Annotated in this window: 11 protein-coding genes, 2 tRNA genes and 1 other RNA gene; 4 read left to right on the top strand and 10 right to left on the bottom strand. The window is 41.3% G+C overall.

From position 1 onward, the window contains the following. Positions 1 to 7 precede the first annotated feature (7 nt). A complete protein-coding gene (locus MR764_RS10230; RefSeq protein ID WP_247979316.1) occupies positions 8 to 463 on the top strand; it encodes a V-type ATP synthase subunit K in 456 nt (151 codons plus the stop codon). 141 nt (positions 464 to 604) lie between these two features. On the opposite strand, the gene MR764_RS10225 is transcribed toward MR764_RS10230, so the two are convergent. The 8 genes from MR764_RS10225 to MR764_RS10190 all read right to left on the bottom strand — a co-directional run bounded on the left by MR764_RS10225 (position 605) and on the right by MR764_RS10190 (position 8300). Beyond that, positions 605 to 856 carry a GIY-YIG nuclease family protein gene (locus MR764_RS10225; RefSeq protein WP_247979356.1) on the bottom strand — a complete coding sequence of 84 codons (252 nt, stop codon included), beginning with the start codon at positions 854 to 856 and terminating at the stop codon, positions 605 to 607. A gap of 41 nt (positions 857 to 897) precedes the next feature. Continuing rightward, positions 898 to 971, bottom strand: a tRNA-Asp gene (locus MR764_RS10220). A 30-nt stretch (positions 972 to 1001) separates the two neighbouring features. Continuing rightward, positions 1002 to 1075: transfer RNA gene (locus tag MR764_RS10215), tRNA-Asp, on the bottom strand. A 141-nt stretch (positions 1076 to 1216) separates the two neighbouring features. Continuing rightward, on the bottom strand, positions 1217 to 2134 hold the full coding sequence (locus MR764_RS10210; RefSeq protein WP_247979315.1) for a metallophosphoesterase: 918 nt from the start codon (positions 2132 to 2134) through the stop codon (positions 1217 to 1219). Positions 2135 to 2224: 90 nt separating this feature from the next. Next, positions 2225 to 3907 (bottom strand): sodium:solute symporter, encoded by a 1683-nt coding sequence (locus tag MR764_RS10205; RefSeq protein WP_247979314.1) that lies wholly within the window; start codon positions 3905 to 3907, stop codon positions 2225 to 2227. A gap of 360 nt (positions 3908 to 4267) precedes the next feature. Beyond that, positions 4268 to 5521 (bottom strand): MFS transporter, encoded by a 1254-nt coding sequence (locus MR764_RS10200; RefSeq protein WP_247979313.1) that lies wholly within the window; start codon positions 5519 to 5521, stop codon positions 4268 to 4270. A 433-nt stretch (positions 5522 to 5954) separates the two neighbouring features. Beyond that, positions 5955 to 7244 (bottom strand): galactokinase family protein, encoded by a 1290-nt coding sequence (locus MR764_RS10195; RefSeq protein ID WP_247979312.1) that lies wholly within the window; start codon positions 7242 to 7244, stop codon positions 5955 to 5957. A gap of 48 nt (positions 7245 to 7292) precedes the next feature. Next, on the bottom strand, positions 7293 to 8300 hold the full coding sequence (locus tag MR764_RS10190; protein WP_282189190.1) for a GntR family transcriptional regulator: 1008 nt from the start codon (positions 8298 to 8300) through the stop codon (positions 7293 to 7295). Between the two features lie 162 nt (positions 8301 to 8462). Between MR764_RS10190 and MR764_RS10185 the strand changes: the two genes are divergently transcribed. The 3 genes from MR764_RS10185 to ssrA all read left to right on the top strand — a co-directional run bounded on the left by MR764_RS10185 (position 8463) and on the right by ssrA (position 11986). After that, positions 8463 to 9503 (top strand): aldose epimerase family protein, encoded by a 1041-nt coding sequence (locus MR764_RS10185; protein ID WP_247979310.1) that lies wholly within the window; start codon positions 8463 to 8465, stop codon positions 9501 to 9503. A gap of 93 nt (positions 9504 to 9596) precedes the next feature. Then, a complete protein-coding gene (locus MR764_RS10180; RefSeq protein WP_247979309.1) occupies positions 9597 to 11501 on the top strand; it encodes an AMP-binding protein in 1905 nt (634 codons plus the stop codon). Positions 11502 to 11591: 90 nt separating this feature from the next. Then, positions 11592 to 11986, top strand: a transfer-messenger RNA (tmRNA) gene (ssrA, locus tag MR764_RS10175). Positions 11987 to 12491: 505 nt separating this feature from the next. Here the strand turns inward: ssrA and MR764_RS10170 are convergent. Next, positions 12492 to 14303: a hypothetical protein gene (locus MR764_RS10170; RefSeq protein WP_247979308.1), complete on the bottom strand. Its 1812-nt coding sequence runs from the start codon at positions 14301 to 14303 to the stop codon at positions 12492 to 12494. Between the two features lie 19 nt (positions 14304 to 14322). After that, positions 14323 to 16218, bottom strand: coding sequence for a DUF4998 domain-containing protein (locus MR764_RS10165; RefSeq protein ID WP_247979307.1), 1896 nt, complete (start codon positions 16216 to 16218; stop codon positions 14323 to 14325). Positions 16219 to 16231: the final 13 nt, after the last annotated feature.

Raw genomic sequence — 16231 nt, 5'->3', positions numbered from 1 at the left:
AATCATCATGACAACTGCAGTAATTTTAGCTTATATCGGACTGGCCATTATGCTTATTTTCTCTGGTGTTGGCAGTGCCATCGGTGTTTCGAAAGGCGGGAATGCCACGGTTGGCGCACTCAAGAAAGAACCGGAGAAATTCGGAAGTTACCTGCTTTTAAGTGCTTTGCCCGGAACGCAGGGACTTTACGGATTTGCAGGGTTTTTCATCATTAACAACCAGGGAATCATCTCCGCTGAGATGACCATGCTTCAGGGAGTAGCCATACTCGCAGCAGGCCTTACTTTGGGGATAGTCGGCTTTTTTTCAGCGCTCAACCAGGGTTCAGTTACTTCAAATGGAATTGCAGGCATTGGATCTGGTCACGATATTTTTGGGAAAACCATGGTGCTGGCAGTATTCCCCGAACTGTACGCCATTATTGCCTTCGCAGCCACCTTCCTGATTAGCATGAGTTTGTAGAATAATTTACTTTCATTTATAGCCATAGTATTCAGGGCCATCTTGCAGTAAGTAGTTGAAATTTCATAAAACAAAAAAAGCAGCTCATTTATTGAACTGCCTTTTGCGGTGCGGATCCCGAGCACTCGAGAAACCCGCGATCTATTTATCGTTTTTTATTAATCGCTCATAAAACGTACGATTGCGTTGTTGCTTTAGAAATTTCTCGCGTTTCAGCGCATCCGATTTGGTTGCATAACTTTCACTGTAAACTACCTTCCAAGGCATTTTTAGCGAGGTATATCGTGATTTCCCTGAGTTATGGAAGGACAAACGAATATCCAGATCGGAAGTAAAACCAATGTAATAACTTCTATCTTTTTCGCTTTGCAATATATAAACAACATAGGTCATCAGAAACAAAAAAAGCAGCCCTTTTTTGGAACTGCTTTTTGCGGTGCGGACGGGACTCGAACCCGCGACCCCCGGCGTGACAGGCCGATATTCTAACCAACTGAACTACCGCACCAAATGTGATGTATAAATTTGAATAAAAATGCGGTGCGGACGGGACTCGAACCCGCGACCCCCGGCGTGACAGGCCGATATTCTAACCAACTGAACTACCGCACCATTTTTAATCAAATTCTTTAAAGAACTCCCTTTGTCAAAGGTGTTGCAAATATATACTTTCTTTTTTTTCCGACAATACAAAATAATATTTTTTTGAAAAATTATTTAAAACATTGATTGCCTTATTGTTACGCGCACAAATCACTTCACGTGCACCACATTTTCTATATCCAGTTGCTTTTCGCCGCTCCAACGGTATGCCGTTAATACTCCGCTTCCATTCACGCAAGAGTCAACACAACATATGTTTGGCCTTATCACAACGGGGCCTCTCCCCCTGCAGTAATGTCCAAAGAACACGATAGGCGCGTCTTCCGGATAACCCTCACTATCAGTCAGTATCTGCGGCGGAACGGTATAATCGGGCATTGAAAATTTGCTTTCGAACGAGAGATTTCGAAAGGTTATTCCGGCCGTTTTCTCCCACCATCGCATCCTGAAAGAGCGGGGTGCCACACCTTTGTTGCTTACGACGTGTAAATCGGACGGCATTTTCAGCAAATTCCCTTTTGTAAGCAACCAAACGCTTTTTGTAATGTCGGCATCGGCCTTTTTGTGGATAATCCGGAAGGTTTTCTTTCTGATCCTCCCCTCTTCGTATGCCGATGCGGCAATGGCAACGGCCTCGTCGGACCAGCAAGCATGAACAACTCTGATATCACCAAAATCAAGAAATAAGGGCAAGGTACGCATCCAGGTCAGATGATCTTTCCATTCCTGTGAGTTTAATGAAAATTCGTTGATGGTTTTAAACAGCGCTAAACCATATTTATTAGGCTTTTTTACCAGCAAGGAGCCCTGTTTATCATTCAAATGGTATATAATTGCGTTGATCTCGTGGTTTCCAAGAATCGCATAGGCATTCCCGCTCTCCACCATCGAACGTATAATTTTTATGGTTTTCCGTATTTCAGAGCCTCTGTTAATAAAGTCTCCTACAAAAATTGCTTTGCGTTCGGGATGCGTGTAACTACCGTTTGTCTTCTCGTATCCCAGTTTTTGCAACAACTTTTTTAACAAAGCTGCCTGCCCGTGAACGTCTCCAATAATATCGTACATATGACTTTGGTCTAGAAAAGCGAATTTAAAAAAAATAGCTGTCGGCCTTAAGCAAACAGCTATTTTCTTAAAATAAAATACCGCTATGTATTACCAGAAATAGGCATAGAAAACCAGGATAATGGTAATGATAATAATCGAATTGATCACATCCCAATGATTGTAGGAAGCCCGGGTTTCAGCGCGCTGTTCCGCCGTTGCCGACCCCATGGTAAGTCCAATAATGGAAAGCGGATCTTTGGGCTTGGTAAAGTAACTAATGATAACCATTGAGATAATCACCAAAATAAATAAGTAAATCTCGTAATGCAACCAGTTGTGCGACAAGATCAATTTATAGATAAAGGAAGTTTCTTCAATTGAGCCGGAGAAAATATTCAGTCCCAAACGAAGCATGCCCAACGTAAATCCGATGATCAATCCCCACAAACCGGCAGCGGGTGTCGTCTTTTTTGAGAGTACTCCGAGGAGAAAAACGGCAGCAATACCAGGTGCCAGCAATGACTGCACATCCTGCAGGTACTCGTAAAGCACTTTTCCAATTCCTTTCATTACCGGAATCCAGAGAATTCCGAGTATAACAATAACTACTGTCGCAATGCGGCCAACAAACACATAGTGTTTTTCCGAAGCCTGCGGTTTGTATTTCTTGTAAAAATCGATGGTAAACAACATCGCCGATGAGTTAAACAGTGAAGCCAGCGAACTCATAAGCGCCGCCAGGATTCCCCCAACCACAATTCCTGTAAAACCTTTAGGAAGTAATACTTTCACCAGGGTCGAAAAAGCAGCATCGTTACTGGCCAGGTTAAGCATGGGTTGTCCGGTTGCAGGATCGATTTTTTGCGTTAAAGCGTAAGCAATCATCCCGGGTATCAGAAAAATAAACACCGGGGTAAGTTTTAAGTAAGCGCCAAAAATGGCACCGCGCCTGGCCTGGGTCATATCGCGGCCTGACAAAACACGCTGAACGATGAACTGGTCGGTACACCAGTACCAGAAACCGATGATCGCTGAGCCAAGTATTACACCTGTCCATGGGAAATCGGGATCGTGATGTGACCGCATCAAACTGGTCATCGAATCTCCATGAACCGTGACGTTCGCTCGTGTAATTTCCATCAGTTCATTCCATCCCCCAACTTTAACAATACCCAGTATCAAGATCGCGATTGACCCGATCAATAGAATCGGAGTTTGAAGTACCGAGGTATAGAGAACGGCTTTCATTCCTCCAAACGTTGTATAAAGTCCGGTTAACACAACAAGCCCGATTGCACTTATCCAAAAGAAATCGATATCATAACCAAAGAAAGTGACGTAATCAATATTGAAAACATCTTTAAAAACCACACCGCCAGCGTAAACCGTCACTGCAACTTTTGTAAGTACATAACTTACAATCGATATTATGGATAAAAAAGATCTTGCCTGCGGATTGTATCGTCTTTCCAGGAATTCAGGCATGGTAAATACTCTACTTCGGGCATAAAACGGGACAAACAACCATCCCAGCATTAAAATCATCCAGCCGTGCATTTCCCAATGGGCCATAGCCATGCCGCTTTCGGCCCCGGCTCCGGCCAGCCCAACAAGATGCTCAGATCCTATGTTCGAAGCAAAAATAGATGCGCCGATTGCAATCCAGGTTGCATCGCGTCCGGCAAGAAAATAATCGGAAGTGTCTTTTTCCTTTTGTTTTAAAACCCAAAATATGATTCCGATAAGGCCCAGAAAAAAGAGGCCCAGAATAATCCAGTCGAGAATGCTCATTCTTTCACGTTTATGGTTTGAACTTAGTTTTAATTAAGCGTAAAAATAACATTTATATCAATACATCTGCACCGGCAAATAAATATTTTGCTTCTATCTGAGGTATTTTCAATGAGATTAAACCCAAGCCTCATGTATGCCCGAAAACAAAAAATTCATAAACTCCAGAAATCGCCTACAGATGTATCGCAGGCACAATCAGGGTGCATATGACAACTTTTAAACATATTCTACTGCTGTTTTTTGATAGACTTTCGAAAAAAAAGCCATTCTGTCGCAAGGACAAAATGGCTCCCGGAAAATTCCGAATGAATTTAGATTCATTACCGGACACGGCAATGAAAATATTTTAGAATAATTTTAGACAGCTTTACCGTCGGCACGTTTTGTTACTTTACTACCAATTAATGCATAGAAAAGCAAATATGCCAAACCACCAATAATTACCCAATATGAAGTAATATATCCCATGCTATCGGCAATTGCATTCTGCACCAGTGGAAGTATTCCCCCTCCTACAACCATTGTCATAAAGATACCGGAAGCAACGGCTACGTATTTACCTAAACCTTCTACTGCAAGGTTAAAAATACCACCCCACATAATAGATGTACACAGACCAACCAGTACAAGGTACATCGCATTGACTGGAACTTCAGCCTGGCCAAGACTCAAACCGCTTGTAGAACTCTGGAAAACAGGAATATTAACTGTATTCTCAGGTGAAGCAATAATAGCCATGGCTACCAACAACAAACCAACAGCAGATACAACAGTTAACATGGCGCGGCTAGAGACTTTACCACCTATCGAAGCCCCGACAAATCGTCCAATCAGCATCAAAAACCAATAAGTACCTGCCACCACACCTGCAGTAGAAGCTGCTGTTGCAGGATCGAGACCACTTGCAGCAGCATCGGCCAGCCACAACATCATGGTACCGGGAACACCAATCTCAATACCTACATAGATGAAAATACCAACGGCACCTAATACAAAGTGACGAAATGACCAAACACTTTCATTCCCGTCAATATCATGTCCATCAACCTGAGGCTGAGGAATCTTAACTGTCCACAAAACAATACCAACCAAAGCGAAAATCCCCATTGCAATAAACAACACCGGATTTACATCTTTAATAGCTGTATTTTTGGTTACTTCACCAACCAACATACCAACAAGGATCGGCACTGAAGTTCCCATCAGCGAATTGAAAGAACCACCAATTTGAATTAACTGGTTGCCTTTTTTACCTCCTCCGCCAAGGGTATTCAACATAGGATTTACCACTGTATTTAACATGGTCATTGAACCACCTGCCACGAATGCTCCGAGCAAGTAAATCGCGAAACTCTCAGCAATACCTGACAGGTACTGAATTAATACTCCCACAAAACCAATCAGGATAGCGAGCAATGCAGTATTCTTGTATCCTACTTTTTCAAGCAGTTTTCCTGCCGGAATACCCATCACGGCGTATGCCAGGAAGTTCATAAAGTTACCCAACATGCCCAGGAAGTTAGAAGCATCGAATTGTGCTTTCACAACCACTCCCATTGGCGCTGCCAGGTTGGTCACAAATGAAATCATACCAAACAATAGTACCATCATAATGATTGGTATTGTTCGATTTTGCTTTTTAGTCTCCATAATAAATGTAATGATTTTAAGTAGTTATAGATTCTTTTTTGTTCTTGATCATTTTATGTTGAAAATACCGGGAAATTCAGATGGGCGACAACAACCGCTAAACACGTTCAGTTTAAGCTGAATGCGTTTAAAACATGATTTGCTTTGTACATCGAAAGTCATAAAATCTGCTAAAGTCAATTTAGGTTGAAAAACAAATTCTCAGAACCGTGAAGGCTTGAAAATTCTTCTTTCGCCCCCAAAGATAAAATAACATCCGATTCTTCGAACTTTTCAATTGCTTTTTTTCACCTCATTACTACACATTTCGCCCCCTCGGTAAAGCAATAATTCAACGTTCAATCCAATGTACCGAGCATTTCACCAACTAAATCAGCTCCCAATAAAAAATCGGTTAAAGCTCCAGTTTTATCGATCCTTTTGAACGAATAAACAGCTTGTGGCATGATCCTTCTCCGTATACATGCTCCAGAGTTTTTACATACTCTTCCAGTTTATCCTGTGGAACAAACGCCTGAATAGTACCACCAAAACCACCACCGTGAACTCGCCATGCACCTGAGCCTTTCAGCACCATTTCGCTTAATGCCAGCGCCACCGAAACGACCTGCTCGTCTTTATGCACTATATCGTAAATATTCTGGTTGTACATGTAAGAACTGTACCCCGATTCAACCACCATTTTCAGGAACGAATGGAAATCGTTGTTCTCGAGTGCAGCAACCTGATCAACCACACGCTGATTGTCGCCCTGGAAGTGATAAGCACGAAGAATGGCGCGATCTCCTGTTTTGCTGCGAATAGCCGGAATTTTCTCAACAATTTGTTCCAGTGTAACTTCACGTAACACTTTTGCGCCCAGTTCAGCAGCTACCGATTTCATTTCGGTTGGCAGCGAAGCATATTCTGCCTGAGATGCAGGATCATCGTGACCACCACCGACATCGGTAATTACCAGCGCAAAACCCGTAGAAACAAAGTCGAAATCAACTTCCTTTACGATTGGGTTTGCCGGATCTTTAAAATCGATTGTAATCAAACCTCCAACCGAACAAGCAGTTTGGTCCATTAAACCACAAGGTTTTCCAAAGTAATTGTTTTCAGACCATTGGCCAATGATTGCGTTTTCAACAGCCGGCATTTTACCGTCGTTGAATAATTCGTTGATGATGGCACCGATCAACACTTCAAACGAGGCAGAGGAACTAAGCCCTGAACCTTTTGGTACACGACCTTCGATACAGGCGTCGAAACCGCCAATGGTATACCCGTTTTCCTTCATTTTCGCGCAGATACCTTTTACCAATGCGCCTGAAGTATAAAATTTTGATTCGTCGATAGTTAAATCAGAAAGATCAACCTGAAATTCAGGATAGCCTGCAGATTTGATGCGAATGGTTTCTGTTCCGTTTGCTGCAGCAACCGCAATGTTGTCGAGGTTTACAGCACCGGCCAAAACGCGTCCGTAGTTATGGTCGGTATGATTACCGCCAATTTCAGTACGCCCGGGTGAACTAAACAAGCTTAAATCGTCTGTTCCGTAAACTGTTACAAACTCATTCATCAAAGCCGCGTATCTGTCGGCCTGAGCTTTTAAAACACTGGAATCGGTTCCGTATAATTCCTGAAAAACAGGATTATTTCCACCGTTGATCTTCTCTAATAATGTGCTAACTTTTGCCATAATTTTATGCGTTAATTACTTTTATAGATATTCTTAATGTATTTCCGTTTACAGACTATGTCTTACAATCAGCTTGGCCGGGTTGCGGATCTGTCCGGCCTTTTTGGTCAATACCATTTGAGCGAGGCTTTTCCCCATTTCGGTAAAATCGGTCGAAATGGTGGTAATCCCTCCTGATACCACTTCTTTTAACGTGGTATCGTTAAACGAAACAATCCCGAATCGTTTACCCAATTTATATTTATACTTTTTAGCCATTTTTACTACTTCCACCAAATCGCGGTCAGAAATAAGAAAATAGGCTTCGTACATCGACGGATTCACTCCGTGTAACGATTTGATTACTTCGTGTTCAATATCGCGCTCGGTACAGTATTTTACAAATCCGGCAACCCGTTCAACCGGTTCTTTTCCCCCGGGATTTACAAAAACCAGTTTGCGGTATTTTTTTAACAGCGCGCTTCCTTCCACCATTGCATCGTACAAATCCCGCTCAAAATCCTGGTACACCACCGGGTAAGCTTTCAAGTCCTTTTTCAGGCGGTCCAAAATGTAAACCTTATCTTGAGGAAGTTTCGAAACCAAATGACTAATATTATCAAAAGTGGCAGGCATAATTATATACGATGTGTAATTCCCGACACACTCGGTAATCAGGTTTTTGAAAACCTTATAATTAAAATGATGAAAATAAACTTCAACCGTAGCCCTGCCTTTCAGCGAATTAATCAACGAGTTATAAAGGTCTTCCTTAAAGGCGTTCAATTCATCAAAAAGAACAAATACCTTTTCTTCAATCTGAACCTCGGTGGTAGCAATATAATACCCTTTACCGGGCTGGCTGCGAATAACTCCTTTTGATTTCAGTTCGTTGAAAGCCACCAGCACAGTGTCGCGGCTCAGGTTGAAATCGGCACAAATTTCATTGATCGACGGAATTTTATCCCCCTTCTTTACCATTTTCTTTTCAATGGCCTGATATATAGAATCTATTATCTGTCTGTACTTTGGCCGAGACGACCTTGAATCAATTCGAATTACACGTTTGCTAGCCATTGGTTGTAATTATGAGTGCAAAAATAGAAGTTTTTTCGTATAAAAACATGCTATAAAACACCACCAGTACCTACCAGTTAAAAAGCTTTTTTCGCAATTTTGTCGATTAACACGATTATCCATAAAAAAACGAATATAATTATTCCAGTTAAAACCTTATAAATGATGATGATTACAACAAAAAAATTCGGAACGCTAAAAGACGGAACCGAAGCACTTCTTTTTACGCTTGAGAACAATTCGATTACAATAAAAATAACCAACTATGGTGGAATTATTACTTCCATCGACATGCCCAACAAAAACGGCAGCATTGAAAATGTGGTTTGTGGTTTCGACGATCTGGAAACCTATTACAGCGAAAAATATCTGGGAAACTACCCCTACTTTGGAGCCATCATTGGCAGATGTGGCAACCGCATTGCCAAAGGTCATCTCGAAATTGAAGGAGCCACCTATGATTTAGCCATCAACAACGGCCCTAACCATTTACACGGCGGTATTACGGGTTTCGATCGTCGTCTTTTTGACGCCGAAGTAATCGAAGAAGAATCGCAGGTAGGTGTAAAACTGACTTATTTAAGTCCCGACGGCGAAGAAAACTACCCGGGAAATCTGAAGGTAACCTGTATTTACACCTTAAATAAAGAAAACGAGCTGGGTATTCAGTATTATGCTGAAACCGACAAAACCACTGTGGTTAATTTAACCAATCACACCTATTTCAACCTTACCGGATTTAAGGAAAACATTTTGAACCACGAACTGGAACTTACTGCCACCACTATGACCGAGATGATTGAGCAGATTCCGACAGGCAAAATAGTGCCGGTGGTTGGTACTGCATTTGATTTTAATACACCCAAAAAATTGGGCGCTGCCGGACTTGAAATGGGCTACGACGACAATTTTGTGTTCGATGAACAAGATGGCGAATTAAATTACATCGGATGCCTGAGCGAAGCTAACAGCGGCCGAAAAGTAGAAGTTCACACCACTCAGCCGGGAATGCAGCTGTACACAGGCTACTGGATTCCGGAGTTAACCATCAATGATAAAACGAAATTTGGAAGTTTCGCGGGTGTTGCGCTCGAAACACAACACTATCCCGATTCGGTTCATCATCCCAAATTTCCGACAGTAATGCTCAAACCCGGAGAGCAATACAACGAAAAAACCGTTTACAAGTTTATTACCGAATAAGAAATGCCCGAAAGGGCATTTTTCTTTTACCCCCTTTTTCAGAAGAACATTTTTTCTATTTTTGACTTCCATGAACAAAAACTGTCCAACGTTATGAAAACCATCATCGAACTTTTTGAAACTGCTGTTGCCAATTATCCAGATAACATTTACCTCTGGGAAAAGAAAAATGGGAAGTACGAAGGTACAACCTACAAAGAAACCCACGATAAAGTTTTGGACCTGGCTGCCGGCCTGATTCAGATGGGATTCAAAAAAGGCGATCGTGCTGCCTTACTGGCTGACGGTCGTAACGACTGGATTATCAGCGAACTTGGAATGCTGTATGCAGGAGGCATTAACGTTCCGTTGTCGGTTCGTCTGCAGGAAAATGAACTAACCTTTCGACTGAAACACAGTGGCGCCAAATATATTTTTGTTTCGAAACAACATCAGATCAAGGTAGAAGACATCAGAAATGAGCTACCTGACCTGGAAAAAATAGTTTACCTCGACGGGAAAGAAAATCCGGGAGAACAGGAAATTGACTATAGCAAGATCTTAAGTTCCGGAGCAATATTCAGACAAGAAAGTCCGGAGCAGGTAGAAGCTGTTTGGACGGGAGTTGAACCCAATGATGTGGCTAATATTTCCTATACATCGGGAACAACGGCCGATCCAAAGGGAATTATGCTTTCGCATTTAAACTATGCAGCAAACGTTGTACAATCGAACTCTCTCCTCGATCTGAAACAAGAGTGGACAACTTTAGCGATTTTGCCATGGGACCATGCTTTTGCACACACTACCTGCCTGTATGTTTTCATGTACAAGGGAGCAAGCATCGCCTCGGTTGAAGTGGGCAATACTCCGCTTGAAACCCTGAAAAACATTCCCAAAAATATTCAGGAAATAAAACCCAAGCTTATGATGAGCGTGCCTGCCTATTCCAAAACGTTCAGAAAAAATATTGAATCAGGAATTCGCAAAAAAGGAGAAGGCCTGTTTAAACTTTACAACTTTGCGTTAAAAGTTGCCTATGCCCACAATGGTTACGGGAATAACCGCGGAAAAGGATATCGCTTTTTCCTGAAGCCTCTATACTGGATTTTTGATCAGATTATTTTTAGCAAGGTCAGAGATGGTTTTGGAGGAAATCTGAAGTTCTTTATCGGCGGAGGCGCCCTTCTCGATGTAGAACTTCAAAAATATTTTTATGCTATAGGTATGCCGATATGCCAGGGATACGGGTTAACGGAAGCAGCTCCGGTTATCTCATCCAATATTCCGAATGATGTAAAATTCGGGTCATCGGGCAAACTGGTAAAAAACCTGGAGCTAAAAATTGTGGATGAGGATGGAAAAGAACTTCCGGTGGGACAGAAAGGTGAAATCTGTATAAAAGGCGACAACGTTATGCTGGGGTACTGGAACAATCCTACTGCAAGCGCTGAAGCCTTGAAAAATGGGTGGTTACATACCGGCGACATGGGCTACATGGGCAAAGATAATTTTCTGTATGTACTTGGTCGTTTTAAAAGTCTCCTTATCAGTAACGACGGAGAGAAATACAGTCCTGAAGGTATTGAAGAAGCAGTTGTTGACCAATCGCCCTACATTCAGCAAATCATGCTCTACAACAATCAAAATCCGTATACTGTCGGAATGGTAGTTCCCGATATGGAAGCCATCAATCGTGAATTAAAAAACCGCAATATCGAAAAAGGAACTCCCCAAGGTAATCGGGAAGCTATTCGAATCATTCAGGCAGAAATTAACGACTACAAAAAAGGCGGAAAATACGAAGGGATGTTCCCTGAACGCTGGCTACCCACTACAGTTGCGGTTCTCCCCTATGCGTTTACTGCCGATAATAAAATGCTGAATGCGACGATGAAAATGGTACGCGGACAAGTGGTGGAACAATTCGCGAAAGAGCTGGATTTTCTTTACACTCCTGCCGCCAAAAACATCGAAAACGAAATAAACATGGCGGCTATTGAGCAGTGGTACAAATAGTTCCCTCATTGGCGTTTTAAGTCTTTAATTCATCTTTACAAAGGAGCAAAATAAGAACATAAATATTTCTTATCTTTGCAGCGTTTCTACGGGGCTGACTGGTTTTGACAGCGGGTAGAAGTGGCAGGTAAGCATGCAGGGTTTTGGTTGTTGACCTTTTAAAATAATGATCAAACCATAATTGGCGAAAATAATTACGCTCTTGCTGCGTAACCGAATTAAGTAGGTTACCTTTATCCCGAAACTAGGTTTTGGGACGAGACATCGCCCGGGTGCTAATGCTTTGAAGCGGCCCGATCAGGCGGTGCAAGTAAATCGAAGCTAGCAGAAACGAAGCTCTGGCGTTTCTGCGAAAATTAAAGAGCTAAGGTAAACGTTGGTGGCCTTGATCCGGCGTTTATTCGAAAATCAAGTCGGGGATAAGCATGTAGAAAGCTTGTGGCTTCCTCGTTTGGACGCGGGTTCGACTCCCGCCAGCTCCACAATAAAAACTAACTGACTGAAAAACAGTTGTTTGTATTTAAAAAATGTCTGTTTTGAATGATTACAATTCTTAACAGACAAAATGCAGACATGAAAAGAACCAAAATTTGCATATTGCCCAAGCTGAATGATTGCGGCGGAGACGCTAAAAAGCAATGGTTTATCTATTATTCTTACCGAAATCCGGCAGACAATAAAATGGTAAGGTTTAGAATCATTGAGGGTTAAGAGACTCTTTACAATGAAAAAAGATTGCTATTCTCATGCAGAAAAGCTTATCCAAATTTTGGCAGACCAATTGGTTCAGGCAAAATCCTTTCGGGATGGAGCAGAAAAGCAAAATTTATGAAGATTCGTTGTAGCATGGGCCTCTGCCTGTAAAAAATTCCGTTATATAACAGAACAAGGTTTTGTATGCTAGAATCTAACCAACAGCCAGATAAAAACATCCAAAACCTTGTCTATTCTATTTCTTTAACTAACTTCTTACATCATACTAATGCTAGTTTAAAAAGTTACTTTTAACCATGTGCTGGAACGCATATCCTCACAGAGTGCTAATAATTCCGTTTTTCCTTGTTCAGGTGTGACATAATCTGTTAAACCAACACCAAAACGAATAACGCTGGTACTAAAATTGACCAACTTATTTTTGGGTAATGTAATTGCCAGTTTATAACCCGAATCTGTCGTTGTTTCAATTACGTCAATCCCATCAGAAGAAGCAACTATCCAAACACCTTCTTTTCCGTCCCAACGAAGTACTTCGCCTGTTGAGGAAATCCAGAATTTCGAAATTCCTGTATCTACATCAAGTAATGATCGGTTTGCCGCATCAATATACAGGTAGATACCATCTCCACTCTCAGTGCCTGTTTCCGCGCTAACCGGAGTCTGATCATTGGCTATAACCTCAAAATAGAGATTGTTTTCATCTATACCAAGTCCTACCCTAATATTTGCGTCAGACTGTCCACCTACAAAAATCGGGTGGTCTTCAATTTCTCTCTTATTTATCGTGAGTTCATCAATCAAATATCCCTTAATCATCCAAGGAGCTAAAACTTCATTATTTTGAAAATCTGATGAAGTTAGCGCAACAACAGAACTATCATTAAAATTCAGTAACGAATTCCCTATCGCTTCTACATCCTGAGTAAAAGGGAAAGGACGTGTACGATGTTTGAAATCCATCGCATTCTCATTACTTATTGCTACTTCCATTATTTTCTTATCACTGGTTCTTCCTGCATCGGTTTCATACGACAAAACAGACTCTCCCTGCGGGAGTGAAATCAAATCCGGAACTCCCATATTGTACTTTTCCGGCAAAATTTCATAAAGGGCATAATCGCGATCAGGAGTATCCCCGGTAATCGCGTATGACCAATTATCAGCGACAGTGCTGCGAACGATATACGGTTTATAGGTAACAGTATTGTTATCACCAAAAGCAACCACAATATTGTTGTTTACAATAGACGCAGCGGGGCAATTATTATTCTTATTTAAACGAGATGCAATAACCTTACTTCCCGTCCAGGCAGAATAAATGCCATCCGGGCCATATTCTTCAAGAGAACTGGACCAAGTTTCTCCACCATCCTCAGAACTTAACATTTCGATTCTTTGTGCTATCGTCTCTACTACTAAAGCAGTGGAACTCATCATTTCAATATTAACAGAAGAAGAACCGTTTGAAAAGTAAAGTTGAACAACACCGCTAGGAAGTTCTAAAAAGTCGGGATACTCACATCCCAAATTTGAATATACTTCCTGAACTGGCTCCATCACTGTCCCATTTCCCGATATGCGCCTTACCAGGATGGAGGCCGGAAAGTTAATTTCAGTGTCAGAAACCGTATAACTGTATCTAACCCCACAGGCAGCCAATAAGTCACCATCGCTTAAAAGTATGATGGTTGGCTGAACCATCAGATCAGTATAAGTAAGGTCATAATCGCCATCGATACCTTTATGTGTCGATTTTGGAAATAAAACAGAAGGATTATCCCACGAAAGCCCATTATTCCAACTTTTTTTCTGATAAATGCTTCCTTCTGATGCGTATACCATCACTAACGACGAGTCGGAAAGACGTATCATTTCCGGAGTATTACCTTTTTCAGCCAACTGCTGCATAGAGCTATAGTCCCACGCGATACGGAGGCCACTTACAGGAGTCATCTCTACCGGTGTATAAACATCCTCTTCAATCACCGGAATATCATCATCATTATCACGATCACAAGCAATAAAAAGAGTGGTTGTTGCAATCGCAAAATATATAATCGACTTGTAAATTCTAAATATATTCATGAGTCTAAATTGAATGTTATTAATCATTAGGGGTTTTACACAAACGGACGTCAGCAATATAAATAACAACCTGATTATTTGCATCATAAGTCCATGTCACTCCATCTTCATGCCCGATATTTACAACATAAACACGATTACGCCGATTGGAGTTATCTCCCCCGTCATTGTTGCTCATATTTATTGTATACTCATGCCACGAGTTCTGGATCTCGTCATCAGTCATGGATTCATTACGACCGGAATCCCAATTTTCCTGCCCGTAGTCACTATTTTGACTAAACGACCATAATCTGTTCATCGGACGTATCCATGGCGCCCGGTATACATTACGTTTATTTCCTCCAACGTTTGATACCAAAGACTTATCACAACCAATGAACATTTTAAACTTCAGGTAGGGGTATCGTGCATTATCAAAACGCCACTGCCGGGGCAGAGCAAAAAAGAATGAGGGTCTGTAATTTTCGACAATTCCCCGATAAATATTTTCACCATCGCTCTGAATCAGTTGTTCCAAATGCAAATCAACCGCCTGCCCATTTACAATATCGCTCTGTGGATTAAATTTACCGATATCAGCTAATCCTCCCCTGGGTAAAAAATCACCGGAATAAGCTAATTTCATCTTCCAATTATTGTCCTGTACCGTTCCATTCGCAAAAAATTGCGGATCGACAAATACATGATCAGGAAAAAACGGATTATCATTTGTAAGTAATTCCACCACACCTGACTGAACATAAGGCTCCAAAAACCTATCAAAATCCAATCCCATAGATTTTGGAATGTACTTAATGTGTGTAATTTGTCCCGCATCCAACATGTCTTTCAGGGTTTGCAAACTTTCTGGCCCTTTTATCTTGGATGGCTGATCAACCGGCATCATGAATTCCTGCCATGCTCCACCACCAACAATACTATATTCATTGTTTCTTGCATAGGTCAGCGACTCCAGGGTTCCGGGCAATCCCTTCCCCGTAAGGTTAAGATATGAAACGCCTGGGAAGAAAAATAAATCCGCAAACGTAGTCATATTCATCGGGTATGTTAATTCAGTAATATCCTTTACGGCCTCTGTTGTGAATGTATTAATGCCGTTCGCTAACAGAATCTTTAATTCCTGAGGAATAAACTGCTGTTCGGGAGTTGGCATTTGAACAATGTACGGTTTTTCTATTTCCAGCGTATCAAGAAGTTTTGAACCACCATCAAGTATAGGAAGTACCTTATATTTCATGTTGAAGGTCATTTCCTGTCCAGCAGGGAGATTGCCGCAATAAATACGTGGCTCTTTTGAACGTATACCATGCTGGGATTCTCCACTTTGATCTTCATATTGATATTGCAAACCGTGATATTCCATCATTATGGTGTTTAGGCCGGTAGGCCATTCCATAATCAGAGCATTTGGAGCAACCGAAACGGTAGGATCTAAAATCCCTAATTTCAACACATCGCGATCGTATGACGTATACGGAATCAGCGATATTTCCTGAGGGATTGATCTGTCTCCATATTCATCTTCGGTATAGATATTAAAACGATACAGTCTAGGTTCTGTTAATCCTGTAATGTTTACGTACGAACAAACACTGTCAATTTCAATTACCTTTGGGTCGGGGGTATTTTCATCATAAACTACAACCGTTTTTTTAGCTTTTCCCATTGTAATTTTACTGGCAGGTATACGTCCGTCTTTTCTTAAATCGATTTCTACTCTCTCGTAGCCAATGGTGCCAAAACAGGTATCAAATGCAGCAGGATAAACGATCTCTTCGGTTGAAAACTCTTTAATATTATCGTAAATACCATTGACACAAGAACTATATATCAGTGATATCAGGAATATACCTATAAATACGCCAACAAGACGAACAAGCGTATTTTGTTTATTTAAAAATATTTTCATCATTTTTAGTCTTAAT

The organism is Maribellus sp. YY47, from assembly GCF_023111095.1.
Taxonomy (GTDB): Bacteria; Bacteroidota; Bacteroidia; order Bacteroidales; family Prolixibacteraceae; genus Draconibacterium.
The sequence above is the reverse complement of the archived record's forward strand: the minus strand, read 5'-3'. Positions and strand labels throughout refer to the sequence as shown.